We start from the raw sequence: 24,952 nt of genomic DNA, 5'->3' as shown, positions 1-24,952 counted from the left end.
GTGTTCTGCAGTGTTTTCACTTTGGCGCAGATTACGCGGAATCGCGGTCCGATTGCCATGCCCGGAATACGGGGAATTCTGTGTGTGGCCGCTCAGCGACAGAGTGGCCGATTGGCCCGTTGACGCCCTTGGATGCCTTGCATAGGAAGGGCCGAACCCACCGGAACCGGGCGCTTGGGCGTCCAAGGGAATTGTCATGACTGAACCCAATAGCGCACCACGTTCATTTCAAGAGATTATCCTAAGGCTTCAGTCCTATTGGGCGTCGAAAGGTTGTGCGATCCTACAGCCCTATGACATGGAGGTCGGCGCAGGTACGTTCCATCCGGCAACCACGTTGCGCGCTTTGGGGTCCAAGGCTTGGTCAGCGGCCTACGTTCAGCCCTCGCGTCGCCCGACAGACGGACGTTATGGCGAAAACCCGAACCGGTTGCAGCATTACTATCAATACCAGGTGCTGATCAAACCCAGTCCGCCTGATTTGCAGGAACTGTATCTGGGCAGCCTCGAGGCCATCGGCATCGACATGGACCTGCACGACATCCGTTTTGTCGAGGATGACTGGGAAAGCCCCACTCTGGGTGCGTGGGGTCTGGGATGGGAGGTCTGGTGTGACGGCATGGAAGTCAGCCAGTTCACCTATTTCCAACAGGTCGGCGGCCATGACTGTGCGCCGGTTTCGGGTGAGCTGACCTATGGTTTGGAACGTCTGGCCATGTATGTGCTGGGCATCGACCATGTGATGGACATGCCCTTCAACGATCCTCAGTCGCCCAGCCCGCTGACCTATGGCGACATCTTCAAGCAGACCGAAGAGGAATACGCCCGCTGGAACTTCGATATTGCCAATACCGAGGTCCTGCTGCGTCATTTCGAAGAGGCTGAAACCGAATGCGCGACCATTCTGGCGCAGGAACATGACGACCCGAAGACGGGCAAGCGCATCATCATGGCGCATCCCGCATATGATCAGTGCATCAAGGCCAGCCACATCTTCAACTTGCTGGACGCCCGCGGGGTGATTTCGGTTACCGAAAGACAGGCCTATATCGGCCGCGTTCGCGCATTGGCCAAGCAATGCGCCGATGCGTTCGTGCAGACCGAGGCTGCCGGGTTCGAAGCTTGATGCAGCGCCTAGGCCAGTCCGGGCAACAACGCCTTCAGGCCGTCTGCGATCATGCTGATTGCGATAGCCGCAAGGATCATGCCCATGAAGCGGCTCATTATCACGCGAGCATTGTCCGACAGCCGCTTAGCCAACGCCGATGCGTTCCAGAACGTGATCAAAAGCAAGGCCACCACGAACAGAAATACACCTGCATAGACAACGGCTTCGACCGGGGTTTTGATGTGGTGCGCATAAAGGATCAGTGTTGTGATTGTTCCGGGGCCGACCAGAATGGGAAAAGCCAAGGGATAGAACGCAACGGTCTCGGGCGCGGGATAGGATTTCTTTTCTCCGTCGGTTCCGTGATGCGAGCTGCTCTCGTTCCCGTTCAGCATGTTCAGGCCGATCATCAGTACAACAAGGCCACCGGCGACGCGCAGGTCATCGACGCTGATGCCAAAGAGCCCAAGCGCTTGACTGCCGATCGCAGCGAAGGCGCCACCGAGGATCGTGCAATAAAGCGCAGTCTTCACAGCCACTTTGCGTTGATCCGAAACGGGCAGGTCTTGCGTAACACTCAGGAACACAGGCAAGTTGGTAATCGGATTCATGATTGCAAAAAGCGCGCCAAAGAATCCGACGGCAAGAGTGGTTTCCATGCGAGTAGCCTCGTTTCTGACCGTACTGCTTGGGAACCTGTCTTATTTTCTATGAACTTGAAAGAGGTGGCGTAAACGATGACTGGAAAATTGGTTGCGCTAATCCTTCTGATTTCTGGCGTTCTGGCCGGTGCTGGCATGTATTACCTGCAGGTTTATGGGTTCTATTATGAGGTAGAACCGCGCCCGGGCCAGGATGTGGTCCTGCTGGCACAAGGGGCGGAAGCGCCCGAAGCCATCGCCTATACTGGGTTTAAAGCCATTGACGCCGACAGCTCTCCGATCCGGTATCGGGCCTGTTTCGAAACCGAGTTGAGGCCGGATCAAATGGTGGATTTTATCCCTGTCGAGAACCCCGAGCCATTGACCGCGCCAGGGTGGTTTGATTGCTACGACGCAGTTGCGCTGGCCGACGTATTGAAATCGGGTCAAGCACAGGCTTTCTTGGGCACCAAGAACATCCATTATGGTGTCGACCGGATCGTTACCATTACACAGGATGGCAAAGGCTACGTCTGGCATGCGCTGAACAATTGCGGTGAAAAAGCCTATGACGGCACGGTTGTGGGCGAGGAGTGCCCACCCAGGCCCGAGGGCTGATGCAGATGGGGATGGTCGTTGAGATACCGGAGTTCCTGACAGCAACGCTGGGCTTTGCGGTCTATCTGCTCGGGGCAGAGATCAACGCCCGTGTCGCACAATTGCGCAGCTTCAACATCCCCGAGCCGGTAACCGGGGGCCTTCTGGCCTCGCTCGTGGTATTGGCGCTGTATCTTGGTTTCGGCATTGAGCTATCCTTTGGCTTGACCGCACGAGACTTTCTATTGGTTCTGTTCTTTGCCGGGATTGGTCTAAATGCCCGTCTGTCCGATTTGATTGCGGGCGGCAAGCCTTTGCTTTTGCTTCTGATTTTGACGCTTCTGACCATCGTTGCGCAAAACGTGATCGGCGCTGCGGGGGCCGCGATGTTCGGTTATCCGGCGCAAGCCGGGGTGCTGTTCGGGTCTGCTGCGCTGATCGGGGGGCACGGAACCGCGATCGCCTGGGCCCCCGAAGTTGCGGGCGCCACCGGTTTGAGTGGCGCAACCGAGTTGGGGGTGGCCGTGGCCACATTGGGTCTCGTGTTGGCGGCTTTGGTCGGGGGGCCGATTGCGCGGCTGCTGATCGAGGGGCGCAAGCTCAGCCCCGAACGACCCGGGGAAGAGCATACGGTGGGTTTGCCCAATGAGGTCGACCAGAAATCCGAGATTGATCATCTGACAATCATGCGGGTGCTGCTGTACCTCAACCTCGCAATCATTTCAGGCGCGATCCTGAGCGAAGCAATCAGCGCCGCAGGGCTGAAACTGCCATTGTTTGTGCCCTGCCTTATCATGGGGATCGTGATTGCCAATCTCCGCGCCATGTTCGCGCCGAATGCCAAGCCGGTCTCACGCACACCCTCGCTGGCGCTGATCTCGGAATTCGCGCTTGGTGCATTTCTGGCGATGTCGCTGATGAGCCTGCAACTGTGGACCATCGCCGAACTGGGCCTTGCGATTGCGGTGATCATGACCGCCCAGACCCTGTTTGCCGTGGTGTTCGTGATCTGGGTTCTGTTTCCGTTGATGGGATCGAATTACCGCGCCGCCGTTCTGGCCGCCGGGTTCGGGGGGTTCGCTCTGGGTGCTACCCCCACAGCTATCGCAAATATGACCGCCGTAACCAAGCGGTATGGCCCATCACCTATTGCCTTTATCGTACTGCCCCTTGTATCCGCATTCTTTGTAGACATCGCCAATGCCATCGTCATCCAGACGATTGTAAATTTCTAAGGACCGAAAATGCCCGACCTGCTGATCGAACTGTTTTCCGAGGAAATCCCCGCGCGCATGCAGACCCGCGCCGGTGAAGACCTGAAAAAGCGGATCACCGATGGTCTGGTCGAAGGCGGTCTGACCTATGCCTCTGCCGCTGCACTGACGACGCCGCGTCGCCTGACGCTGGCGGTTGAAGGCCTGCTGGCGGAAAGCCCGACAATCCGCGAAGAACGCAAAGGCCCAAAGGTCGGCGCGCCTGACAAAGCCATCGAAGGCTTTCTACGCGGCGCGGGACTGACCCGAGACCAGTTGGAAGAGCGCGACACGCCCAAAGGCGCAGTGTATTTCGCCACCATTGAAAAGGCGGGTCGTCCAGCAGCTGAAATCATCGCCGAGGTCTTAGAAGCTACCATTCGAAACTTCCCCTGGCCCAAATCCATGCGCTGGGGGGTTGGATCGATGCGGTGGGTACGGCCCTTGCACTCGATCCTTTGCATCCTGACCGATGAAGCAGGCGCGCAGGTCGTGCCGCTTGCGATCGAAGGGATTACGTCCGGTGATACGACTGAGGGCCATCGTTTCATGGCCCCGAACCGGTTTACGGTGACCTCGTTCGAGGATTATGCCGCCAAGCTGAAACGCGCCTTCGTGGTGCTGTCGCCCGAAGAGCGCGCCGAACATATCTGGAACGATGCCCAGAACATGGCCTTCGCCGCAGGTCTGGAAGTCGTCGACGACAAGGGGCTGCTGGCCGAGGTTGCCGGTCTGGTTGAATGGCCCGTTGTGCTGATGGGGCAGATCGACGAGGAGTTTCTTGAGCTGCCGCCCGAGGTACTGCAGACCTCGATGAAAGAGCATCAGAAGTTCTTTTCTGTGAAGAACCCCAAGACGGGGCGGATCGAGCGCTTCATTACCGTCGCCAATCGCGAGACCGCCGATAACGGCGCAACCATTCTGGCGGGGAACCAGAAGGTTTTGTCTGCCCGTCTGGCCGATGCGAAATTCTTCTGGGAGAACGACCTGCGCGTTGCCAAGTCGGACATCGCCCAATGGACCCGCGCGTTGGAGAATGTGACTTTCCACAACAAGCTGGGCACTCAGGCGGAACGCATCGACCGCATTGCCGCGCTGGCCCGAGAACTTGCCCCGGTGGTCGGGGCGGATGCGGATCAGGCCGAGAAAGCCGCGCGTTTGGCCAAGGCTGATCTGAACTCCGAAATGGTCTATGAATTCCCTGAACTTCAAGGGCTTATGGGGCGGTATTACATCGAAGCGGCAGGCGAGGATGCCGCAGTGGCCGCCGTTGCGCAGGAACATTACTCGCCGTTGGGGCCGTCGGATGATGTTCCGACCGCACCGTTGTCTGTGACAGTGGCGCTAGCCGACAAGCTGGACACGCTGACCGGGTTCTGGGCGATCGATGAGAAACCCACGGGTTCGAAAGATCCGTTTGCTTTGCGTCGTGCGGCGTTAGGGGTAATTCGACTAATCGTGAATAATGATCTGCGTCTTCGGTTGGACCGTTTTTTCGATAGTCAACTGGTTCGATCAGAACGCGCTATCAATGAGGCTTTGCCCGAAGCGAATGTCCGCGATCTCCTGGAAGAAATCGCAAAACATGGTGTCTTTGGTGCTTCATTCCAGACTGTCAAAGAAAAGCTTGAAGGATCGGCCGCAGCAGCATTTCTTGAGCTTGAGAAAAAGGTTCCTGACGCGTCTGACGATCTTCTTTCTTTCTTCCACGACCGCCTCAAAGTCTTCCTCCGAGACGAGGGCATCCGCCATGATGTCATCGACGCTTGTATCGCGATGGAGGGGAATGACGACCTCAACCTGCTGGTCAAACGCGCCCGCGCTCTGAATGCGGTGATCGCGACCGAGGATGGAGAGAACCTCGTGCAGGGGTTCAAGCGTGCGAACAACATCCTGTCTCAGGCGGAAGAGAAGGATGGAGTCGAATACTCTTACGGCGCGGATGTGAAGTTTGCAGAAACTGACAGCGAAAAGGCACTGTTTGCAGCGCTTGACGCGGCAGAGGCCAAGATCGATCCTGCGCTGAAGGCCGAGGATTTCCCGACAGCGATGGCGGCAATGGCCGCACTGCGCGGGCCGGTGGATGCGTTCTTTGAGGACGTGCAGGTCAATACCGATAATGACATTCTGCGCCGCAACCGTCTGAACCTGCTGAGCCAGATCCGTAAGGTCTGCTCTAGCGTTGCTGATCTGACCCGTATCGAGGGATAACGCCCTTGCGCCAAGGGCGCAGGGGCTTATGCTGCGGTGAAACCAAAAGGTGCCGCAGTGCAGAATAATCCGCATACCACGCTTATCACTCCAAAAGCGCCCGTTGCCGCCAATACGCATGGCGGCCGGGCGAAGTGCCTGCAACGACTGGTCAGGCTGGACATGCCGGTGCCTCGGACAGTGGCCCTTTCTTTTGACGCGGTGCAGCGAATTGCCAAGGGCGACATTCCCGACATCGCAGCCATTCTGGAACAGTTCGACGCCGAGTCATTGCTGTGTGTACGGCCCAGTTCGGAAGATCCTGACTGGGGTGGACCGGGGGCGGTGCTGAATATCGGCATGAACGATGCCCGATATCTGGATCGGTCTGCGGAAATGGGGGCGGATGCGGCGGCGGCGCTATATCTGCGGTTTGTGCAGAGCTATGCGCTCCATATTGCGCGTCTGGACCCTGACGTATTCGATACCATCGATGCAGATGGGCGCGAAGGGCTGAGCTTGTCCCTGCGGGCGTATGAAGATGAAACCGACGAGGCCTTTCCGCAAGATCGAGGAGAGCAACTGATTGGTGTTCTGCGCTCGATGGCGCGTGCCTGGGATGGCACGTCGGCCCGGCTGCTGCGGCAGGCCAAGGGCGCACCTGCGGATGCCGGTTTGGGGCTGGTGATTCAAGAGATGATCCCGGGCGTCGGACAGGGGGAATGCGGTTCAGGCGTGTTGCAACTGATTGACCCCGCGACAGGTATGCCCCAAATCACGGGCCGCTATCTGAGCCAAAGCCAGGGGCGCGATGCTCTGGGCGAAGGTGTCGCTGCGTTATATCTGGAAAAGGACGAGCGTGGCCAATCGCTGGAGGATGTGGCGCCCGAGGCTTTTGCCGATCTCAAGGCCCACGCAGCGTTAATGCGCGAGAAGCTGCGCGAAGAGATGCAGGTCGAATTCGTGGTGCAGAACGGCAAGGTGCATATTCTGGACGGCGTGCGGGTTCCGCGCGGGTCGCGGGCCGGGATGCGGATCGCGGTGCGCTTGGCCGAAGACGGGATCATTCCGCCGCAAGAGGCCGTGATGCGGATCGACCCGCATTCGCTGAATGAACTTCTGCACCGGCAGGTCCATCCTGAGGCCGAGCGTGATGTGCTGACCACAGCCATCGCGGCCAGCCCCGGTGCAGCGACCGGTCGAATTGTCTTTACGGCTGCCGAAGCGCAGGCCAGCGCCGCGCGGGGGGAGCCCTGTATTCTTGTGCGCCGTGAAACCTCGCCCGAAGATGTGCGCGGAATGCATGCCGCAGTAGCTGTTTTGACCGAAAAGGGCGGGATCACCAGCCATGCGGCGGTGATTGGCCGAGGTCTGGGTCTGCCGTGTATCGTCGGCGCGTCCGAGATGCGATTCCAGACCAAGAAAAAGCTGCTAAGCGCACCAGATGGGCGAGTGTTCAAGACAGGCGATATTCTGACCATCGATGGGACTTCTGGTCAGGTTCTGGCCGGACAACCCGAGATGCTTGAAGCGGCGCTGGATGATTGCTTTCAGACACTGATGAGCTGGGCCGATGCCGAGCGGGACATCGCCATCCGCGCCAACGCCGATACACCCGCTGACGCGCAAACTGCGCGAAACTTCAAAGCAGAAGGGATCGGGTTGTGCCGAACGGAACACATGTTCTTCGATCCTGGCCGCCTGACCGTTATGCGCGAAATGATCTTTGCGCAGACCCCGTCTGGACGTGCCGCTGTGCTGGAACGGTTGCTGCCGATGCAACGGCAGGATTTTGTGCAGTTGTTCCGGATTATGGAGGGGCAGCCGGTCTGCATCCGCCTGTTCGATCCGCCCTTGCACGAGTTTCTGCCCACTACGCGCACTGGTCAGCGCGAGCTGGCTGAGGCGCTGGATTTGCCAATCTCGGATGTCGAACGTCGGGTCGAGGCGATGAGCGAGTACAACCCGATGCTGGGATTGCGCGGGGTTCGTCTGGGTGTCACCGTGCCGGAAATCTACGACATGCAGGCACGCGCGATCTTCGAGGCGACGGTTGAGGCCAGCAAAGAAGGTGCCCCTGTCGTGCCTGAAGTCATGATCCCGCTGGTCTCGGCCAAGCGCGAGGTTGAACTGGTCAAAACACGCATTGATACTGTAGCGGCCGAGGTTGCCTCGGAGCAGGGGCAGGAGTTCGACTATCGATTGGGAGTGATGGTGGAAACGCCTCGGGCCTGTCTGCGCGCGAATGAGATTGCGCCACATTCCGCTTTCCTAAGCTTTGGAACAAACGACCTGACCCAGATGACCTATGGATTGTCGCGCGATGACGCGGGGCGGTTCATGTCGGCATATGTCCGCCAAGGCGTGTTTGGCGAAGATCCATTTCACGTTCTGGATGCAGATGGGGTAGGTGAATTGCTGAAGCTGGGGGCCGAGCGCGGGCGCCAAGCCCAACCAGACGTTACGCTTTCTGTCTGTGGCGAACATGGTGGTAACCCCGAATCAATCGCTATCTGCCGGTCACTTGGATTCGACTATGTGTCCTGTTCCCCTTTCCGGGTTCCTGTCGCTCGGCTGTCTGCCGCTCAACTGGCGATTTCGTCCAAACTTGGGGGTTGACTAACTGTCTCCTACCTAGAAATAGTGGCGTAAGAAACGTTCCGCTGTCGATAATAATTGGCGGCGTGAGCGGTTTTTCTCTTGCATTTTTTTCAGAACTGGACGTCTCGCTTCGTCTGGGGTATTAGCCTCGTCGCGCCCGCCGGGGGAGGGTATGGCGCGTTTGTGCCTGTGCGAGGTTATCTGATGAGACGCTACATAGTGGCTGTTGCCGTGGGGGCCGCAGCCTTGCTACCGAGTTTGTCCTTTGCCGATAGGCAAGGCGATACAAAATCTGTTGAGTTGGTCACACGTAACGAGTTGCCAGCACAAAGCTTCCGCGATTACCTGAAACTGTTTAAGCCGCGTAAGGCGCCGGAAAAAGTCGAAATCTCCTACACCAAAGCCTGGCTGGACCAGCAGCCAAAGGCGACCGGAGATGAAAATTTCCGTTGTCTTGCCGAAGCGCTGTATTTCGAGGCCCGCGGTGAAAGCGTGCGTGGCCAGTTTGCTGTGGCCGAAGTTATCCTGAACCGTGTTGAAAGCGGTCGCTTTCCGGATTCACTGTGCGGTGTGATAAAGCAAGGAACGGGCAAGAAATATCAGTGCCAGTTCACCTACACCTGTGACGGGCAGAAAGAGATTATCAACGAAAAACGCGCTTATGATCGCGTTTCGAAAGTCGCCCGTGCCGCAATCGATGGTGTAGCTGAAGAGATGACCGCAGGTGCCACGCACTACCACACCAAGGCAGTGCGCCCGTCCTGGTCCCGCGTCTATAAAGAAACGGCGCGTATTGGCGTGCATATCTTCTACAAGCACAATTATCGCACGGCCAGCAACTGATTGACGCACCAGCGCTGGAAGGGTGCTGGCAACAGGCCTTTTACCAACTATGTTGCGAGCCAGGAGGCTCGCAATGACCATATCACGCCGACAGTTTCTGCAATCGACCCTGGCCTTGTCGATGATACCACGCGTGGCGATGGCATCTGCCACCGAACTGGTGGCACAGACTTCCCTCCAGCAGATCGCGCCCCAGGGATACCCGGAAACTCCGGTCTGGAGTTATGGCGGCGGTGTTCCGGGCGCGGAAATCCGTGTTCCGCAGGGGGCTCGGGTACGCCGCAAGCTTGTAAACATGCTGCCGCAACCAACGACCGTTCACTGGCATGGCATCCGGATCGACAATGCGATGGATGGAGTGCCCGGCCTGACGCAGGAAGTTGTGCAGCCAGATTCCAACTTTGAATATGATTTCGTGGTGCCGGATGCGGGAACCTATTGGTATCATGCGCACAACCAATCGATGGAGCAGGTCGCGCGTGGGCTTTATGGCCCTTTGATCGTCGAAGAAGCCAGCGGACCCGATGTTGATCAGGACCTGACCTTAATGCTGGACGATTGGCGCCTTGACACCGAGAGCGCAAAGATATCCAGCGATTTCGACAATGCTCATGATTTGAGCCATGCGGGTCGGCTGGGCAACATTGTAACGGTGAACGGAGAGTTTGACCCTTCTTATCCGGTGCAGGCGTCTGAACGATTGCGATTGCGGGTGATCAATGCCGCGAATGCCCGGGTATTCGACGTAGCGCTCGACGGGCTTGCTGGCTGGATTGTTGCGCTTGACGGTATGCCGCTTGAGGTTCCATTGCGAGTTGAGAGCAGTTTTCCTTTGGCGCCTGCGCAGCGGGTTGACTTGATCGTTGATGTCTCAGCGGAATCCGGCCAGACGGCAAGTATTGTGAGTGTAGAACGGGATGGCGCTTACGGACTCGTCAAATTTGATGTGTTCGGAGTAGCATCGCGTATTGCTGATGCAAAAGTTAGACCGTTGCCAGCAAACCGAATGCCCGAAATTGAACTGCAGAATACACCTCTGCATCGTATGACGATGCAGGGGGGTGCAATGCGCTGGCTGGAGAGCGCCAAATTGGGCGATTCCGAGCTGTCGGGGCGCGAGTTGGCTCAGCTTGGACGATTCTGGGCTTTGAACGGATATGCAGAGCGGCCAGATGATCCGTTTCTGGATGCGCGATTGGGATCAGTTCATCGGATTGAATTCGCAAATGACACGGCGTTTCCACATGCGATGCATCTGCATGGACACCATTTTCGCATTATCCTGCAGGAAGGTACACTAGGGCCGTGGCGCGACACTGTTCTAGTCGAGCGAGGGCAGGTGCGGCAGGTAGCGTTGGTAGCTGACAATCCGGGCAACTGGCTGTTGCATTGTCACATGCTAGGCCATGCGGCATCGGGTATGATGAGCTGGTTCCGGGTCACGTAACGCCGCATTCCGTAGCTGGAAAGGCGTTTGCTGCGATGCTATACGCCCGCGAAACGCCTAAAGTGGGCTGATCATCAGTCCACCGAGCCCGAAAAGGTCCGCCGCATGAGCTCTGAAATCCGTCTTGCCTTTGCGCACCCGTCCGAACGGTCCGAGGCTACCGCCGCGCGCGGTGCGCTGGACCGCATTTCGCTGCGCGATCACATCGTTGAGGTCGAGATCGGTGCGTTTCAGGCCGAACGCGGTACCACGCAACGGATCTGCTTTAACATCGTGGTCGAGGTGCGTCCGCTGACAGACCCCATCGATGATGACGTGGATCGTATTCTGTCTTACGACCGTGTAACCGAAGCGATTGCGTTCGAGCTGGCTGCTGAGCGACTAAATTTGCTCGAGACACTGGCAGATCGCGTGGCGGAGCGCATTCTGCTTGAGCCTCAGGCTGTAAGAGCCTTTGTTCGCATTGAAAAACTGGATCGTGGACCTGGCGCGCTTGGCGTCGAGATCGTGCGCGGCAAGGATGCGGTACATCATGATGTGACCGAAGAAGAGCGGCCACATCCACGGTTGGTCTTTCTGTCGAATGCAGCGATTTCATCAGGTAATCTCACCGGCTGGATCGACCAACTTGAGAATCGCCAGCGCCCGCTGATCCTGTGTGTTGGGGCGTCTGATCTGGATGTGCCGCAGACGGGTCACGCAATGACCCAACGCCGGATAGATCTGTTGGCAATTGAACAGAACGCCTGGGTTCTGGCTGCGCGCGATCACCGTTGCGTGGTCGTTTCAACGCGGACCGAGTTGGATTGGGCGATGAAAAACGGCCAGATTTGTGTTTGGGCACCCTCCAAAATTGTTCTGGATGCGGTCGATGGCCCCTCAGCCGCGCCGTCTGACGCGGTGGCGCTGGCTGCTTGGTTCGCAGCAACCTTTGAAGCCAGCGAGATGCTGGTTATTGGCGGAGACCTGCCCGAAGCCCCCAAAACGCCATTGCGCGCAGTTCCGGTGGAGCAGGCGCAACTGTGACCGTCTATTACCGCCCATTGGTCCAGCATGGGAGCACGCGCGTCGACGGGGCGATGCCACTTGCAGGGCAGGTGCTGTGGTTCTCACAGGCCGAGCGGATTGAGCGCGGGCAAAGCACCCAGATCGTCGATGCCGTTGAAATCCCAAAGGAACAGCTGGATCGTCTGACCTGCACGCGTCCAGCGATTGCCGGGCTTGATATGGCACGAACGCAGGTCATGGGCATTCTGAATGCTACGCCGGATAGCTTCTCGGATGGGGGGCTGTATAACTCGGTCGAGGCCGCTCGGACCGCTGCCGCCGGCATGGTAGCGTATGGTGCAAGTATTCTGGACATTGGCGGCGAATCCACGCGCCCGGGCGCTGATTTTGTGCCTGAAGACGAAGAGATTGCCCGCACACGCCCTTTGATTGAGGCAATTCGGGGCGAGACGGATGTGTTGATCTCGATCGATACTCGCAAGGCCGGTGTTGCCAAGGCAGCGCACCAGGCGGGTGCGGGACTGATCAACGATGTGTCGGGATTTACCTTCGATCCCAAACTTGCACCATTTTGCGCGCAGATTGAGGCTCCGGTTTGTGTGATGCATATGCAGGGTGATCCGACCACGATGCAGGATGACCCGCACTATGACAATGTTCTGCTGGATGTTTACGATTTCCTTGAGGGGCAAATCGCGCATCTTGAAGGACTGGGGCTCAGCCGCGATCTGATTGTCATCGATCCGGGCATCGGGTTTGGCAAGAATCTGGACCACAACCTGACCCTTCTGCGCAATCTCAGCCTGTTTCACGGGCTGGGCTGTCCAATCCTTCTGGGCGTTTCGCGCAAGGGATTTATTGGTCAGATCGGCAAAGAGCCGCGCAAGGATGCCCGCGCGCCGGGGTCAATCGCGGTTGCTCTGGCGGGAATATCACAGGGCGTGCAGATTGTACGGGTACATGACGTGGCCGAGACGGCTCAGGCCTTGCGTCTATGGGCCGCCGTCCGGTAATCCGGGCAAAAGGAATTTTCAGGAGACCGACTTATGCGCAAGCTGTTTGGAACCGACGGGGTGCGGGGCACCGCCAACACGCACCCTATGACGGCGGAAATGGCTTTGCGAATTGGCGCCGCTGTGGGGCGGTATTTCCGCCGCGATGCCTCGGGCGTACACCGCGTTGTTATTGGCAAGGATACGCGGCTGTCGGGCTATATGCTGGAAAATGCGTTGACGGCAGGTTTGACCTCGACCGGTATGAACGTGCTGCTGCTGGGGCCGGTGCCGACGCCTGCGGTGGGGTTGATGACGCGCTCGATGCGCGCTGATCTGGGCGTGATGATCTCGGCCAGTCACAATCCGGCGATCGACAATGGAATTAAATTCTTTGGGCCGGACGGGTTCAAGCTGTCCGATCAAGCCGAGATTGAGATCGAGCGGCTGATCGAAGAAGGCGTAAGCCCCGCACAGGCGCAGAATATTGGTCGTGCGCGTCGGGTCGACGATGCGCGGTTCCGTTATGGCGAGCGCGTGAAATCATCGCTGCCGCGCAACCTGCGCTTGGATGGGCTGAAGGTCGTGATCGACTGCGCCAACGGTGCCGCGCACCGTACTGCGCCGGAAGTTCTTTGGGAGTTGGGAGCAGATGTGATCCCGGTCGGCATCGCGCCGAACGGCAAGAACATCAACCTCGGATGTGGCTCAACCCAGCCTCGTGTTGCGGCCGAAACCGTGGTTTCACATGGCGCCGATGTAGGTATATGTCTGGATGGGGATGCCGACCGCGTCGTTGTGATCGACGAAACTGGCGCTGTCGCCGATGGGGATCAGTTGATGGCTCTGTTGGCGACCGCGTGGTCCCGCGCGGATCAGCTGAAAGGCGGCGCCTTGGTGGCCACTGTGATGTCGAACCTCGGGTTGGAGCGGCACCTGGCCGGGCAGGGGCTGCGTCTGGAGAGGACTGCCGTTGGCGACCGCTATGTGGTTGAACGGATGCGCGAGGGTGGTTTCAATCTTGGTGGCGAACAGTCAGGTCACATCGTGATGAGCGATTATGCCACAACCGGCGACGGTCTGATGGCGGGGCTGCATTTTCTGGCAGAGATGGTGCAATCCGGCAAGAAAGCCTCGGACCTATCGCGCCAGTTTGAGACGGTGCCGCAATTGCTGAAGAATGTGCGCTTTAGCGCGGGGCAGGCCCCGCTGGAAGCGGCCAGCGTCAAAAGCGCGATTTCCGAGGCTGAGGCGCGTCTGAATGGGCAGGGGCGTTTGCTGATCCGCAAATCGGGCACGGAACCTCTGATCCGGGTGATGGCGGAATGCGAGGATGCCGCACTGCTGACCCAAGTGGTCGATGGGATCGTATCCGAGGTTGAGGCGGCGACAGGTTAACGCCCCAGTAGCATTTTCTGCAGAGTGAACCACTGGCTGATTGCCAGCCCGGTTAGGATCATGGCAAGCGCGATATAGAACCGCAGCGGCAGGGCTTCGGATAGAATCCAGGCCCCGAACACCATCGACCAAACGGGCACCTGATAGTTCACCAGCGTCAGAAAGACGGACCCGGCGCTGCGGGTGATGGATACTCGCAGCAGGGTGGCGAAGGCCGTGGGGACAAGGCCCAGAACGATCAGGGCCAGACTGGGGCGCGTTCCCTGCCACGAGGGAAGCCCCTCGGTTAGCAGCATGATAGGTATCAATAGTACTGCGCCAACCAGCAGCGTCAGGGCTGCCAGAGCCATCGGTTCAATCGGAGGGCAGCGGCGGGTCAGGATCGACGAACTGGCGTAGCACAAGGCTGCCGTGACGCAGGCCATTTGCGCCAGTGGCTGCGTACCCTGACCCAATTGCGCCAGACCGGGCCCGATCAACACAAGCGCGCCAGAGAAGCCAAGGCAAACGCCGACCAGACGCCGTAGGTTCATAGGCTCATCCGAAAAGAAATGTGCCAGCGGCAGAACCATCAGCGGAATCGCCGCCATGGACAGACCCGCAAAGGCCGAAGGGACAAATTGTTGCCCCCAGCTTAACAGCATGAAGGGAACCGCCGTCGACAGAATGCCGATGAAGAAAATCGAACTCAAAAGGGCTGGTGTCAAACTCGGAATACGCCGTCCGGTGAGGCGCATCAGCACCAGCAGCATAACGGCACCCAATGTGGTGCGCGACGTCGCCACGGTGACCGGTCCATAGCCTTCCAGCGCCATGGCAACCACCATGAACGTCCCGCCCCAGATGAGGCCCAGCGTGAAAACACCGCTCCAATCCTGTTTTGTCGGTTGTTGAACCATTCCATCCACTTATCCCGCGAATCTGACGGTGTCACGCGCTGATATTGACATTAGGTAAGTAACTACTTACCGTAAGCTATGGCTTACAAAGATGTGCTTTCGGCTTTAGGGGATTCGACCCGTCGCAAGGTATTTGAGGCGGTGGCCAAGCGCCCCAGGGCGGTTGGTGATCTGGCTGCGGATTTGCCCGTAAGCCGCCCGGCGGTCTCGCAACATTTAAAGGTCTTGTCCGATGCTGGACTTGTCGTTTGCAGGGCCGAGGGAGCGCGCCGCATCTATGCCGCCCGACCCGAGGGGCTGGCAGACCTGCGCGCCTGGCTCGAGCAATACTGGTCGGACGTGTTGGAGAGTTTCGCCGCCGAGGTAAACGAAGGACGAGATGCATGATCGAACCAATCATCAAGACCATCGTTGTAAACGCAGCGCCCGAGCACGCCTTTGATGTTTTTGTAAATCGCATTGCCAAATGGTGGCCATTGGATGGGCACGCTGTCTCAGCGGCGCAAGGCAAGCCTGCGCTGGCAGTTGTGATCGAACCTCATGTCGGCGGTGCGGTTTATGAAACCATGTTCGATGGCACCCGCGCTGATTGGGGCAAGGTGTTGATCTTCGAACAGGGGGCTCGCCTGGCCTTCAGTTGGCACCCCGGCACCAACACCGACCGCCCCACGCGGGTTGAGGTCCGGTTCGCAGCCCACGGAGCCGGGCAGACCATGGTCACTCTGACCCATTCGGGCTGGGAAGTCTGGACATCTGAGGCGTCGGACAAACGCACCGGTTACGACAGTGGCTGGGATTATGTTCTGGGCGAATGCTACGCAAATGCTGTCACCAAATGAAAAGGGCGGCCACCAGGGCCGCCCTTTCGCTGACAATTGTCAGACTTAGTTCTTTTCTTTGTCGACCATTTTGCCAGCCGAGATCCAGGGCATCATGGCGCGCAGTTTTGCACCGGTTTCCTCGATCATGTGCTCATCGTTCGCACGGCGCGACGCTTTGATGGTCGGTTGGCCTACAGCGTTCTCCAGCATGAAGTCACGGACGAATTTACCCTGCTGGATGTCGTTCAGAACCTCTTTCATACGCGCTTTGGTCTCGTCGTATTTCAAAATACGCGGGCCGGTGACGTACTGGCCATATTCAGCCGTGTTCGAGATCGAGTAATCCATGTTGGCGATGCCACCTTCATAGATCAGGTCGACGATCAGCTTCACTTCGTGCAGACACTCGAAATATGCCATCTCGGGCGCGTAGCCGGCCTCAACCAGCGTTTCAAAGCCGCAGCGGATCAGTTCAACCAGACCGCCGCACAGTACGGCCTGCTCACCGAACAGGTCGGTTTCGCATTCCTCGCGGAAGTTGGTTTCGATGATGCCCGAACGGCCGCCACCGATGGCCGAGCAGTAGGACAGGCCGATTTCCAGCGCTTTGCCGGTCGCGTCGTTGTCGACCGCGACGAGGCAAGGAACGCCGCCGCCTTTGGTGTATTCGCCGCGCACGGTGTGGCCGGGGCCTTTGGGGGCCATCATGATCACGTCAACGCCTTCTTTCGGCTCGATCAGGCCAAAATGGACGTTCAGGCCGTGGGCGAAAGCGATGGCCGCACCTGGCTTGATGTTGTCGTGCACGTATTTCTTGTACGTCTCAGCCTGCAGTTCGTCAGGCATGGTGAACATAATAACGTCGCACCAGGCTGCGGCTTCGGCGATGCCCATCACCTGCAGGCCTTCCGCTTCGGCTTTCTTGGCCGAGGGGGAGCCTTCGCGCAGGGCGATGACCAGGTTCTTGGCGCCCGAGTCGCGCAGGTTCAGCGCGTGGGCGTGGCCTTGCGAGCCGTAGCCCAGAATCGCCACTTTTTTGTCTTTGATCAGGTTGATGTCGCAATCGCGATCGTAATAGACGCGCATTTCGCCGGTCCTTTCAGTTTCGATTGATGTGCTTCTATCTTGCGTGATTGCTATTGGCGATAGGGTTTGGATTGAGTATTTGACAAATAGATGAAGAATAATTCTTCTATTGAACAAAATGTGAAAAAATCATGCTTGATGATGTTGATCGACGTATACTGCGCCACTTCCAGGCCGAGCCAAGCCTGACAACGGCAGAATTGGCTGAGCGATGCCGCATCACTTCGGGCGTCTGCTGGCGCCGGATCGAAAAAATGCAGGCGGCAGGAGTGATCGAGGGGCAGGAAGCCGTTATCGACTGGGCCGCCTTGGGCTATGCGGTCGAGGTCTCTTTGCGAATAACGCTGGACAAGACGCAGGCACGGGCGTTCGACGAATTCACGGCGGCGGCGCGGAACGTGGCCGAGGTGATCGAGATCCAGACCTTCCTTGGCCGGGTGGATGTGCGCCTATCGGTGTTGGCGCGAGATATGGCGCATTATCAACAGGTCTATCGCGATCGCATTCTGACCCTACCGCATATCGCCGATATCGAAGCCCTTATGCATATCGCACGGGTCAAGCGGGACGAGGTGCTGCCGGTATGATCGAACTGGATGAGATCGACCGCAGAATTCTGCGCGCGCTGGTGCAGGACGCGACCCAAAGCGCGGGGGCTCTGGGGCGCCGCTTTGGCTTATCGCAGCCTGCGACCTGGCGGCGTATTCGTCGACTGGAAGAAGCAGGCGTGATCAAGGGGCGGCGGCTGCGTCTGAATGCCGAGGCCCTGGGTTTTGGAGTGACCGTCTTTCTCGGCGTGAAACTTGCGCGAAAAGGGCAGGTCAGCCTTGAAGATTTCGAGCGCGCCGTCAGCGCCATTCCCGAGGTACAGACGGTTGAGCATGTGCTGGGTCTTTATGATTATCGCTTGCGCGTCGTGGCGCGGGATCTGGCAGATTTCGAACGGGTTCTGCGCCGAAGGGTGATGACCTTACCAGGGGCCGGAGAGGTCGAAGCCAATGTACTGCTGAGCGAAGAACGCCTGCCCGGGCCGATCGGTTAGTATTTAGTGCGGATGCGGAACCCCGGATGATGGGTCATGCGGGCGAAAGTCATCGGTTGCCCGTCCTTCCACGTGGTCCGTTCCAGCTGAATCATCGAAGTGCCAGTGGTCGTGCCCATGAAATCAGCTAGACGATTGTCCGCCGAGATCGCGCAAAAGGCGATTTCAGCTTCGGTGAACGGGGCAGCATTCAACAACCATTCGTGTGGGCCACTTTTGTTGAGGTCGGCTTGCTCGACCTCGGGCACGGCTTCGATATTGATCCAGCGTTCTTCAAGCTGGAAGGGGCGGTTGTCTGCATAGTGCATGCAGATCACGTGCAGAACGCGCGCGTCCGGTTCGACATTCAGTTGCGAGGTCAGCCAGCCGGGGCTGTAGACCACGTTCCGTTCCACCAGAGCATAGCGATAGGCTGAGTTTTGGTTCTCAACCGCTTGTCTCGCAAGTGAAATTTCAAGCTTGGCTTGTTTGCGTGGTTCTTTCTTGACCCGCGTTCCGCTTTTGCGCTTGCGCTCGACAAAGCCCTGTTCAGAGAGCTCCCTCAGCGCCCGGTTCACCGTGGCGCGGGCACAATTGAACTCTTCCGCTAATTGGGTTTCGGTGGGTAAAAGCGAGCCCTGAGGCCATATGCGGGATTCAATCCGCCGCTTTACCTCGTCTCGAACGACTTGAAAACTAATCCGCTTTTGCGCAGTCACGAGTAAAACTATCCGTTCTTGTTCAAAGTGTGTGTATCTGTTCAGAAACACGCTAGGGTGTAAAGGGGACCTGACTCTGGTTGGCGTCATTTCTGCTAATTGTGGCATGTAAAAACTCAAAATGAAATTTTTGGCTGTGGGTTACTTTGGGTCAACTTCAGGCCGCGTTTGACGCTTTACCGAGCGCGCAAGACAAGGCAGAACAAAAAGGACCCAATAGAAAGGATGCGTCATGCCGGCACTACTGAATACTGTTGACCCGGGCGGGCTGGAGGAGTTCTCGGTGGTTTTTACCGACCGTTCTCTGAACCATATGTCTGCAAGTTTTCAGCAAGTCATGCGCGATATTTCGGCAATGCTGCGTGAAGTTTACAATGCTGAAGGCGTTGCGGTCATTCCCGGCGGAGGCACCTATGGGATGGAAGCCGTCGCGCGACAGTTTGCGCGGGATGCTGATGTGCTTGTCGTACGCAATGGGTGGTTTTCATATCGGTGGAGTCAGATCATCGAGTCAGGTGATCTGACATCGTCGACCACCGTTCTCAAAGCGCGCGAAACCGGCAATTCCAGCCCGTCACCTTTTGCTCCGGCCCCGATTGATGAAGTTGTGGCAACAATCCATGAGAAACGACCGGGTATTGTCTTCGCGCCGCATGTTGAGACCTCGGCCGGAGTGATTCTGCCTGATGATTATGTGACAGCGATGGCCGCTGCTGCGCATGAGGTAGGGGCGTTGATGGTGCTGGACTGCATCGCCTCGGGCTGTGCCTGGGTCGATATGAAGGCCACCGGAGTGGATGTGCTGATCTCGGCTCCGCAGAAGGGGTGGAGCGCAACGCCATGCGCCGGTCTTGTCATGCTATCCGAACGCGCCGAGGCGCGGCTGGCAGAAACCTCATCCGATAGCTTTGCGATAGATTTGAAGAAATGGCGCCAGATCATGCAGGCCTACGAGAATGGCGGCCATGCCTATCACGCCACCATGCCGACGGATTCTCTGCTTTCCTTCCGCGACACAATGGCCGAGACGCGCGCGTACGGCTTCGAAAAGCTGCGCGCGGCGCAATGGGCGCTGGGTGATGGCGTCCGGGCCTATCTTAGGGACAAGGGCGTCATGTCGGTTGCCGCCGAAGGGTTCGGCGCGCCGGGTGTGGTGGTCAGCTATACAGCAGACCCCGAAGTGCAGAACGGCAAGAAGTTCGCGGCCCTGGGCATGCAGATCGCAGCCGGCGTACCGCTGCAATGTGACGAACCCGAAGGGTTCAGCACCTTCCGTCTCGGCCTGTTTGGCTTGGACAAGCTGTATGATGTTGACGACACGATTGCGCGCCTGAAACGGGTTCTGGATCAGGTGCTGTAATAGCGTGGCGGGCAGAAGCCCGCCCTGCGGTTCAGCGGACGCCGAGGCCCATTTGCATTAACGTCTTGCGCACGGGTGGTAGGGAATAGAGCGCATTCAGCCCCATCGCTCGTGCGTCGCGCAGCGGACGCGCTTCGATCATCGAGGCGCGGTTCAGCAGGTCGATGCCCTTGACGCGCAGTTCGATCTCGGTATGGCGGGCCTTGTGATAGGAATCCAACATCTGCGCATCGCCTAAGCCCTCGGGCCGGGCTCGCGTCAATTCCAGCAAGCAGCGCAGATCGCCCAACGACATGTTCAGCCCCTGCGCACCAATAGGTGGCACCACATGCGCGGACTCGGCCATCAGCGCGATGCGTTCGCCCGACAACCGTTCCGCCGACTGGCTGATGATCGGCCAGATCGTCCGGCGTGAGGCCAATTTCAGCGGTCCGAACAGCCCGCAAGAGCGTTCGGTCATCGCGGCTTCGAACGCGTCGGATTCAAGGTTTAGCAGTTCAACGGCACGTGGCCCACGTTCCATCCAGACAATGGCCGAGGACGGCTGGCCCTGCCAGTCGGGCAGGGGCACCAAAGTGAACGGCCCGCCCGAGCGGTGAATCTCGGTCGAGACATTTTCGTGCGGGATGGGATGGGTGACGGCGAAGGCGAGGGCCTTTTGGCCGTAGCGCGTGGTATGAACATTGATCCCGGCAGCTTCGCGCATTGGTGAACTGCGCCCGTCGGCGGCGATTACCAGTTTGCAGCGGATGCGGGTGCCGTCGCTCAGGCCGACCCGCGCCTCATTGGTGCGGGTGAACAGGCTGACCGTACCGGTGCCGGGGCGAAAATCGACATTCGGCAGTTCGGCCAGTCGCGCCACCATCTCGCGGCGCAGCAGCCAGTTGGGCAGGTTCCATCCGAATGGCTGGTCCGAGATATCGGCGGCGTTGAAATCACGCACGACGCGCGGATCGGGCACATCGCCACCCGCATCCACGATGCGCATGATCTGCAGGGGCGCGGCGTGGGCATCCAGCTTGGCCCAAAGCCCGCATTGTTCCAACAGACCGTGGGCAGGCTGCAAAAAAGCGGTGGTACGCAGATCCGATCCGTCCACGTCCCGCTCGGTGATCGGAGGGGTGGGATCGACGCAGACTACGTCGAACCCGGCAGCGCCAAAGGCGGCGGCGGCGGTCAATCCGGCGATTCCGCCGCCGGAAATCAGGATGTCACAGCTGTCAGTCATGAGTATGTCTCCGTTGCCGCAGACACTAGTGCTGTTGCGCGGTGGGTGCCAAGTGACATCCTGTCTCGTGCTTTATCCCCGAGAGATCAAAATCAGGACAAGGAACATCGTCGGCACCAGCATCAGGGCGGGAATGTAAAGACCCGGCAGGCCGAACAGAAGGATGGAACAGCCCCACATGCTGACCAGCGCCGCGGCTGTATAATAAAGGTCTTCAGCTTCGGCATTGGCCGCGTCCCGGGCCATCCAGCCAAACACGGGAATTGCAAACAAAAGGCGCTGCCAAAGAGGCAGGCGCTGTGGCATCTCAAGCGCGGTCATTGGGGTCTCCGATTCTGTTCGTCGCTGAGCTGCATATGGGGTCAATTCTGCACCTGCGAAACGAACAGATCGTCGCAGTGTGACAGCCTATCGCAGGCGACCCAGAAACCCGGTCAGATCATCGGTGTGATGGTGAATATGGTCAGCCTGGTGCGGGTCAGGCGCGACGTGCACGGTACGCATTCCCATCTCGTGCGGGGCGGCCAGATTGCGTGGATCATCTTCGAACATGGCGGCTTTTGCTGTATCGATTCCATCCTGCGCAAAGATCGCCTCGAACGCGGCTTTTTGCGGCTTGGGGCGATAGCCTGCGTGTTCTACGCCATAGATCGCGTCGAACAGCCCATTCAGACCGCGTGCCGCCAGAACGCGCTCAGCATAAGGTGCAGATCCATTGGTATAGACAATGCGTCGCCCGGGCAAAGCGCGGATATGTTCCGCCAGCGCAACATCGGGTTCCATATGGCTCATGTCCACCTGATGCACGGCGTGCAGATAGGGATCGGGGTCCAGATCGTGCTCTGCCATCAGGCCCGCGAGTGTCGTGCCGTATTCGCGCCAGTAATGTGAACGCAACCGGTCGGCCTCGGGGCGGTCGACGCCGATAGCTTGCACGACGTAATCCGTCATCAGCACTTCGATCTGATCGAACAGGCGCATATGCGGCGGGTAAAGCGTATTGTCTAGATCGAACACCCATTGGGTGACATGGGAAAAGGCAGGTTTGACCATGGTTTGGGTTTAGGGCGATGGGCTGCGGTTTTCAATGCCGCACTTGATCGGGGGGGCGTGTGGCGGCTAGACAGGTCCGAACGAGGAGACAATTCAGCCGATGCCCCAATCCAAACAGTCCAATACGGACGCCTATAGCCTTATTCTCGAAGCGATAGACGTCGGTGTCTACAAGCCTGGTGATCGGCTGGTGGAAAGCGAACTGGCCGAGCGGTTTGGCGTTTCGCGTACTCCGATCCGCGAGGCGCTGCAGCGGCTTGAAACGCAGTCGTTGCTGGAACGGGACGGGCGGTCGTTGATCGTGGCCTCATTGGACCACAACCAGATGGCCGAGCTTTATGTTGTCCGGCGTGAATTGGAAGGGCTGGCCGCACGACTGGCCGCAAAACACGCAACCGAAGAGGAAATTCGGGTCCTTCGGGACATGGTGGTGGCCGATAATGAGTTGATCGGAGATCCTGTTGCGCTGTCGCGGGCCAACCGGAGATTTCACGAACAGATTCACCTGGCTTCGCATAACCGCTATCTGGTGCAGCAGCTTGATCTGGTGCATCGGACCATGGCCTTGATGGCGACCACATCGCTGGCCGCAGAAGGGCGTGGCGAGATTGCGCAGAGCGAGCACAAAGGCATCGTGGACGCGATTGCGGCGCGAGACGAGGACGCGGCGGCCAAGGCGTTGCAGGATCACATTTCGGTCGCCTTCATGACGCGGCTGAAACAGGATGCGATCCGGCGCGAGAAATAACGGCCTCACGTTCCTCGACCGCATGGCCGTGCTGGGTCTTGTCCCAGAAGAACGGATTGACCGCCAGTTCCCACAGGCCTTTGTAGGCCGCCAACACGCCCAGCGGATAATAAAGCACCATGGTCGGCACCCAGGGTAGCAGGAACCTGCGTTTGCCTGCGATGACACCGCAGATACCCACCAATAGGTTGGCGGCTTCGGCGACGAGAAACAGAACCACGCAGGCAGTCAATAAACCGGGTGTCAGGATTGGTTGATACAGGTGGGGCAGCCCGAAAAAGATGGGCCAGAACGCCCACAAAAGCGGGGCCAGAAGGAATTGACCCAGTGTTCCCAGAAAAAAGGCCTGTAAGCCCAAAAAGCGCAGCAAACCCAGATCGCGCAGCAATTGGCGTGGTGCGCGCATATGCACCAGATAGGTGACCATGAACCCCTTCAGCCAACGCGAACGCTGCTTGACCCATGGCCAGGCGCGAAAGTTCGCCTCTTCATAGGTCGTGGAGCTGACGATCTCGGTCCGATATCCGGCACGGCTTAGGCGGACACCCAGATCGGCATCTTCGGTGACATTATGGGCATCCCAACCGCCCAGTTCGACCAGCTTGTCGCGGCGAAAAAAGAAGGTTGTGCCGCCCAGCGGAACGACCAGACCAATTCGCGCGATGCCTTTCAGGACGACGCGAAACCAGCCGCTGTATTCGATGCTAAAACAGCGCGACCGCCAATTGGTGCGCGGATTGTAGTAGTCTAGAATACCTTGCAGGCACACCACTTCCTTTGGGGCGTTCGCGAAATGGCGGACAACGGTTTCAATCTGATCGGATTGCGGCGCGTCTTCGGCATCCCAAACGCCCAAAATCTCTCCACGGCAGAAATCCAGCGCATAGTTCATCGCACGGGGCTTGGTGGTCAGGTCACCCCGATCCGGCACAACAATGGCGCGCATCCAGGTTGGCAGTTCTATTTGCCTGAGCGCCTCATTGGTTACGTCATCCCGCTCTTCCAGCACCAAAATGACATCCAGCAACGCTTTGGGATAGGTCAGGCGGCGCAGCCGGGCGATCAGGTCATCGGCAATCTCGCGTTCCTTATATAGCGGCACAAGGATCGAGACGCGGGGTAGGCGAAGTGACTCAGAGGTCTTTGTTGTTGGCTCAGATTTTTCTCGCCATAGATAAGCAATGAGCCCCGAGAGCCTGAGAGACAAGAACAGCCCCAGAGTCAGCAGTGCAAAGCCCAAAAGAAGGCCGAGGCCAACTATTGGGAAACAAACACAGAGTGCCGCGAACAGGATAAATCCAATGATCGGCCCTCGGCGCGTCTGGGCCGACCAATTCCTGCAGCTTTGCCGCGCCTCAACGCGAGTTTCTGCAGCTTGTGCCAGCGGTTGAGCATATTGACGAGCGATGGCAGCATCGATCTGCTCGGGTCCTGCCAGAACCGGGATGATTGTGTAACGGTGGCGTTTCAATGCGTCTGCCACTGCGTCGAATGTATCTGGCCTGGCTGTAGCGATCAGCAGGATTGGCCCCACACGCATCCAGGGCAGTACATTGTGCTCCAACCAAAACTCGACCGGTTCGAGCAAGCAGAGGTCTGCGGCAGGTGGTACCTGCGCAAGATCGGCGATCTGAAGGCCGGTTTGGTCAGACAGCGCCGAGAGAACCTGCGCACGGCCGGCCCATCCTTCACTGACCAGTATTTCCCCCAATGGCGCGTTTTGGAATACTTGCATCCGCAGGGCGCGCGCCAACTGGTCGGATGTGATGATGCCTTGTTCGACGAGACATGTGCCGAGCGGTTTGCGCGAATGCGGCCCGGGCACAGGCTGCGCCAGTGGCTGACGCTGGAGATTCAATTCGACCATAACGAAACCCTGCCGCATGTAACATCCGGCAGGGTTGCTTAGTCAGGGTTAACACACGGTTAACGCTGTTGA

24 protein-coding genes are annotated in these 24,952 nt (G+C 58.4%); 16 read left to right on the top strand and 8 right to left on the bottom strand.

From position 1 onward, the window contains the following. Positions 1-196: 196 nt before the first annotated feature. Positions 197-1,126, top strand: coding sequence for a glycine--tRNA ligase subunit alpha (locus tag ACR0DE_RS13370; protein WP_170511026.1), 930 nt, complete (start codon positions 197-199; stop codon positions 1,124-1,126). Positions 1,127-1,134: 8 nt separating this feature from the next. Here ACR0DE_RS13370 and ACR0DE_RS13365 read toward each other — a convergent pair whose 3' ends face one another. Next, positions 1,135-1,767 carry a MarC family protein gene (locus ACR0DE_RS13365; protein ID WP_170393508.1) on the bottom strand — a complete coding sequence of 211 codons (633 nt, stop codon included), beginning with the start codon at positions 1,765-1,767 and terminating at the stop codon, positions 1,135-1,137. 78 nt (positions 1,768-1,845) lie between these two features. On the opposite strand from ACR0DE_RS13365, the gene ACR0DE_RS13360 reads away from it, so the two are divergent. From ACR0DE_RS13360 to glmM, 9 genes are all read left to right on the top strand, one after another. Then, entirely contained in the window at positions 1,846-2,367 is a 522-nt protein-coding gene (locus ACR0DE_RS13360; RefSeq protein WP_170563334.1) for a DUF6446 family protein, read from the top strand. A 5-nt stretch (positions 2,368-2,372) separates the two neighbouring features. Continuing rightward, complete coding sequence (gene gltS, locus ACR0DE_RS13355; RefSeq protein ID WP_170511209.1) at positions 2,373-3,581, top strand: sodium/glutamate symporter; 1,209 nt, start codon at positions 2,373-2,375, stop codon at positions 3,579-3,581. A gap of 9 nt (positions 3,582-3,590) precedes the next feature. Next, positions 3,591-5,810 (top strand): glycine--tRNA ligase subunit beta, encoded by a 2,220-nt coding sequence (gene glyS / locus ACR0DE_RS13350; protein ID WP_480753671.1) that lies wholly within the window; start codon positions 3,591-3,593, stop codon positions 5,808-5,810. Positions 5,811-5,846: 36 nt separating this feature from the next. Then, positions 5,847-8,408, top strand: a complete 2,562-nt coding sequence (locus ACR0DE_RS13345; RefSeq protein WP_170563328.1) for a pyruvate, phosphate dikinase — start codon at positions 5,847-5,849, stop codon at positions 8,406-8,408. A gap of 186 nt (positions 8,409-8,594) precedes the next feature. Further along, the gene (locus tag ACR0DE_RS13340; protein ID WP_170393504.1) at positions 8,595-9,233 is read left to right on the top strand and encodes a cell wall hydrolase; all 639 of its coding nucleotides are present in this window, start codon (positions 8,595-8,597) and stop codon (positions 9,231-9,233) included. A 73-nt stretch (positions 9,234-9,306) separates the two neighbouring features. After that, a complete protein-coding gene (locus ACR0DE_RS13335) occupies positions 9,307-10,680 on the top strand; it encodes a multicopper oxidase family protein (protein ID WP_480704498.1) in 1,374 nt (457 codons plus the stop codon). A gap of 105 nt (positions 10,681-10,785) precedes the next feature. Continuing rightward, entirely contained in the window at positions 10,786-11,706 is a 921-nt protein-coding gene (locus ACR0DE_RS13330) for a dihydroneopterin aldolase (RefSeq protein WP_170393501.1), read from the top strand. Further along, a complete protein-coding gene (gene folP, locus ACR0DE_RS13325) occupies positions 11,703-12,701 on the top strand; it encodes a dihydropteroate synthase (RefSeq protein ID WP_480753668.1) in 999 nt (332 codons plus the stop codon). Before ACR0DE_RS13330 ends, folP begins: the two co-directional genes overlap by 4 nt. A gap of 33 nt (positions 12,702-12,734) precedes the next feature. Next, the gene (glmM, locus tag ACR0DE_RS13320) at positions 12,735-14,078 is read left to right on the top strand and encodes a phosphoglucosamine mutase (RefSeq protein ID WP_170393497.1); all 1,344 of its coding nucleotides are present in this window, start codon (positions 12,735-12,737) and stop codon (positions 14,076-14,078) included. Here the strand turns inward: glmM and ACR0DE_RS13315 are convergent. Further along, positions 14,075-14,977, bottom strand: coding sequence for a DMT family transporter (locus ACR0DE_RS13315; protein WP_170405007.1), 903 nt, complete (start codon positions 14,975-14,977; stop codon positions 14,075-14,077). The two genes, glmM and ACR0DE_RS13315, sit on opposite strands and share 4 nt — an antisense overlap. A 78-nt stretch (positions 14,978-15,055) precedes the next feature. Between ACR0DE_RS13315 and ACR0DE_RS13310 the strand changes: the two genes are divergently transcribed. Beyond that, the gene (locus ACR0DE_RS13310; protein ID WP_480753665.1) at positions 15,056-15,364 is read left to right on the top strand and encodes an ArsR/SmtB family transcription factor; all 309 of its coding nucleotides are present in this window, start codon (positions 15,056-15,058) and stop codon (positions 15,362-15,364) included. Further along, positions 15,361-15,816 carry an SRPBCC family protein gene (locus ACR0DE_RS13305; protein ID WP_170610148.1) on the top strand — a complete coding sequence of 152 codons (456 nt, stop codon included), beginning with the start codon at positions 15,361-15,363 and terminating at the stop codon, positions 15,814-15,816. The genes ACR0DE_RS13310 and ACR0DE_RS13305 overlap by 4 nt, the downstream gene beginning before the upstream one ends. A gap of 45 nt (positions 15,817-15,861) precedes the next feature. Here the strand turns inward: ACR0DE_RS13305 and ilvC are convergent, their stop codons facing one another. After that, on the bottom strand, positions 15,862-16,884 hold the full coding sequence (gene ilvC / locus ACR0DE_RS13300) for a ketol-acid reductoisomerase (protein WP_170393489.1): 1,023 nt from the start codon (positions 16,882-16,884) through the stop codon (positions 15,862-15,864). Between the two features lie 131 nt (positions 16,885-17,015). Here ilvC and ACR0DE_RS13295 point away from each other — a divergent pair, with 131 nt between their 5' ends. Both ACR0DE_RS13295 and ACR0DE_RS13290 read left to right on the top strand, forming a co-directional pair. Further along, a complete protein-coding gene (locus tag ACR0DE_RS13295; RefSeq protein ID WP_170393487.1) occupies positions 17,016-17,471 on the top strand; it encodes an Lrp/AsnC family transcriptional regulator in 456 nt (151 codons plus the stop codon). Beyond that, entirely contained in the window at positions 17,468-17,926 is a 459-nt protein-coding gene (locus ACR0DE_RS13290) for an Lrp/AsnC family transcriptional regulator (protein WP_170393485.1), read from the top strand. Before ACR0DE_RS13295 ends, ACR0DE_RS13290 begins: the two co-directional genes overlap by 4 nt. Here the strand turns inward: ACR0DE_RS13290 and ACR0DE_RS13285 are convergent. Beyond that, positions 17,923-18,624, bottom strand: a complete 702-nt coding sequence (locus ACR0DE_RS13285; protein WP_480753663.1) for a GntR family transcriptional regulator — start codon at positions 18,622-18,624, stop codon at positions 17,923-17,925. The two genes, ACR0DE_RS13290 and ACR0DE_RS13285, sit on opposite strands and share 4 nt — an antisense overlap. Positions 18,625-18,856: 232 nt before the next feature. On the opposite strand from ACR0DE_RS13285, the gene ACR0DE_RS13280 reads away from it, so the two are divergent. Next, the gene (locus ACR0DE_RS13280; RefSeq protein WP_170393481.1) at positions 18,857-19,984 is read left to right on the top strand and encodes an aminotransferase class V-fold PLP-dependent enzyme; all 1,128 of its coding nucleotides are present in this window, start codon (positions 18,857-18,859) and stop codon (positions 19,982-19,984) included. A gap of 31 nt (positions 19,985-20,015) precedes the next feature. Here ACR0DE_RS13280 and ACR0DE_RS13275 read toward each other — a convergent pair whose 3' ends face one another. From ACR0DE_RS13275 to ACR0DE_RS13265, 3 genes are all read right to left on the bottom strand, one after another. Beyond that, positions 20,016-21,212 (bottom strand): UbiH/UbiF family hydroxylase, encoded by a 1,197-nt coding sequence (locus tag ACR0DE_RS13275; RefSeq protein WP_480753661.1) that lies wholly within the window; start codon positions 21,210-21,212, stop codon positions 20,016-20,018. Positions 21,213-21,284: 72 nt separating this feature from the next. After that, on the bottom strand, positions 21,285-21,533 hold the full coding sequence (locus tag ACR0DE_RS13270) for a hypothetical protein (RefSeq protein ID WP_170405023.1): 249 nt from the start codon (positions 21,531-21,533) through the stop codon (positions 21,285-21,287). Between the two features lie 87 nt (positions 21,534-21,620). Continuing rightward, positions 21,621-22,265, bottom strand: coding sequence for a pyrimidine 5'-nucleotidase (locus tag ACR0DE_RS13265; RefSeq protein ID WP_480613805.1), 645 nt, complete (start codon positions 22,263-22,265; stop codon positions 21,621-21,623). A gap of 100 nt (positions 22,266-22,365) precedes the next feature. Between ACR0DE_RS13265 and ACR0DE_RS13260 the strand changes: the two genes are divergently transcribed. Continuing rightward, positions 22,366-23,013: a GntR family transcriptional regulator gene (locus ACR0DE_RS13260; protein WP_170393473.1), complete on the top strand. Its 648-nt coding sequence runs from the start codon at positions 22,366-22,368 to the stop codon at positions 23,011-23,013. Here the strand turns inward: ACR0DE_RS13260 and ACR0DE_RS13255 are convergent. After that, positions 22,970-24,880 (bottom strand): glycosyltransferase family 2 protein, encoded by a 1,911-nt coding sequence (locus ACR0DE_RS13255; RefSeq protein WP_480753658.1) that lies wholly within the window; start codon positions 24,878-24,880, stop codon positions 22,970-22,972. The genes ACR0DE_RS13260 and ACR0DE_RS13255 overlap by 44 nt on opposite strands. Positions 24,881-24,952: the final 72 nt, after the last annotated feature.

It is taken from the genome of Ruegeria sp. C10 (assembly GCF_056537805.1).
This window is presented reverse-complemented; position numbering and strand designations above follow the sequence as displayed.

Excerpts from the sequence above, each read along its gene's own strand:
- ACR0DE_RS13370 (WP_170511026.1), top strand. The coding sequence starts at position 197 with ATGACTGAACCCAATAGCGCACCACGTTCATTTCAAGAGATTATCCTA.
- ACR0DE_RS13365 (WP_170393508.1), bottom strand. The coding sequence starts at position 1,767 with ATGGAAACCACTCTTGCCGTCGGATTCTTTGGCGCGCTTTTTGCAATC.
- ACR0DE_RS13360 (WP_170563334.1), top strand. The coding sequence starts at position 1,846 with ATGACTGGAAAATTGGTTGCGCTAATCCTTCTGATTTCTGGCGTTCTG.
- gltS (WP_170511209.1), top strand. The coding sequence starts at position 2,373 with ATGGGGATGGTCGTTGAGATACCGGAGTTCCTGACAGCAACGCTGGGC.
- glyS (WP_480753671.1), top strand. The coding sequence starts at position 3,591 with ATGCCCGACCTGCTGATCGAACTGTTTTCCGAGGAAATCCCCGCGCGC.
- ACR0DE_RS13340 (WP_170393504.1), top strand. The coding sequence starts at position 8,595 with ATGAGACGCTACATAGTGGCTGTTGCCGTGGGGGCCGCAGCCTTGCTA.
- ACR0DE_RS13335 (WP_480704498.1), top strand. The coding sequence starts at position 9,307 with ATGACCATATCACGCCGACAGTTTCTGCAATCGACCCTGGCCTTGTCG.
- ACR0DE_RS13330 (WP_170393501.1), top strand. The coding sequence starts at position 10,786 with ATGAGCTCTGAAATCCGTCTTGCCTTTGCGCACCCGTCCGAACGGTCC.
- glmM (WP_170393497.1), top strand. The coding sequence starts at position 12,735 with ATGCGCAAGCTGTTTGGAACCGACGGGGTGCGGGGCACCGCCAACACG.
- ACR0DE_RS13315 (WP_170405007.1), bottom strand. The coding sequence starts at position 14,977 with ATGGTTCAACAACCGACAAAACAGGATTGGAGCGGTGTTTTCACGCTG.
- ACR0DE_RS13310 (WP_480753665.1), top strand. The coding sequence starts at position 15,056 with ATGGCTTACAAAGATGTGCTTTCGGCTTTAGGGGATTCGACCCGTCGC.
- ACR0DE_RS13305 (WP_170610148.1), top strand. The coding sequence starts at position 15,361 with ATGATCGAACCAATCATCAAGACCATCGTTGTAAACGCAGCGCCCGAG.
- ilvC (WP_170393489.1), bottom strand. The coding sequence starts at position 16,884 with ATGCGCGTCTATTACGATCGCGATTGCGACATCAACCTGATCAAAGAC.
- ACR0DE_RS13295 (WP_170393487.1), top strand. The coding sequence starts at position 17,016 with ATGCTTGATGATGTTGATCGACGTATACTGCGCCACTTCCAGGCCGAG.
- ACR0DE_RS13290 (WP_170393485.1), top strand. The coding sequence starts at position 17,468 with ATGATCGAACTGGATGAGATCGACCGCAGAATTCTGCGCGCGCTGGTG.
- ACR0DE_RS13280 (WP_170393481.1), top strand. The coding sequence starts at position 18,857 with ATGCCGGCACTACTGAATACTGTTGACCCGGGCGGGCTGGAGGAGTTC.
- ACR0DE_RS13275 (WP_480753661.1), bottom strand. The coding sequence starts at position 21,212 with ATGACTGACAGCTGTGACATCCTGATTTCCGGCGGCGGAATCGCCGGA.
- ACR0DE_RS13270 (WP_170405023.1), bottom strand. The coding sequence starts at position 21,533 with ATGACCGCGCTTGAGATGCCACAGCGCCTGCCTCTTTGGCAGCGCCTT.
- ACR0DE_RS13265 (WP_480613805.1), bottom strand. The coding sequence starts at position 22,265 with ATGGTCAAACCTGCCTTTTCCCATGTCACCCAATGGGTGTTCGATCTA.
- ACR0DE_RS13260 (WP_170393473.1), top strand. The coding sequence starts at position 22,366 with ATGCCCCAATCCAAACAGTCCAATACGGACGCCTATAGCCTTATTCTC.
- ACR0DE_RS13255 (WP_480753658.1), bottom strand. The coding sequence starts at position 24,880 with ATGGTCGAATTGAATCTCCAGCGTCAGCCACTGGCGCAGCCTGTGCCC.